Source organism: Dawidia cretensis (genome assembly GCF_018598175.1).
GTDB lineage: Bacteria > Bacteroidota > Bacteroidia > Cytophagales > Cyclobacteriaceae > Ohtaekwangia > Ohtaekwangia cretensis.
Genome location: NZ_JAHESE010000106.1, coordinates 1 through 602 on the forward strand (window position 1 = coordinate 1; position 602 = coordinate 602).

A 602-nucleotide genomic window follows, 5' to 3' on the forward strand; every position below is an offset into this window, starting at 1 on the left:
GTGATTATGAGTTTATGTCTACGTATAAGCCTACCGACTACCAATATCCCGGTCAATCCTCGATCTATCCCGTACGTCTTTATAATCCCCAGTACTCGTGGCCGAAAACTGTCAAGCTCGAAGTGGGCCTGAACGTCGGGGTTTGGAATAACCGGCTTGTGGTCGATGCTGCTTTGTATCGCAATCGCACGTCTAAGCAGCTGGTCGGCTGGAACCTGCCAGACTATACCGGGTTCTCCTATGTCGTGGACAACCAGCCTGCGGTGGTACAGAACTCGGGTCTCGAGTTGCTGGTTACGGCCGTTCCGGTGGCCCGTGAGAAGCTCAACTGGTCGGCCGCGGTGAATGTATCGTTTCCACGATCCAGGCTGGTACAATACGATGACCTGGGAAACTCAGAATATGCCAATACCTACGTAGTTGGAAAGTCCATGGGGCTTGTCAAGCGGCTACATTCCACTGGAGTGGATCCGGAAACAGGCTTATATACATTTGAAGACCGCGATGGCAGTAATTTCATTGATGCGGATGATCGGCAGTTAACGCGGAACCTGGGTGTACGTTGTTTTGGTGGTGTGCAGAATACCATCACGTATCGCGCG

General features: G+C 52.0%; 1 protein-coding gene. It reads left to right on the forward strand.

Annotated elements, in window-relative coordinates; translation table 11 throughout:
* On the forward strand, positions 1–602 hold a 602-nt coding region (locus KK062_RS29920), incomplete at both ends, for a TonB-dependent receptor (protein WP_254088061.1).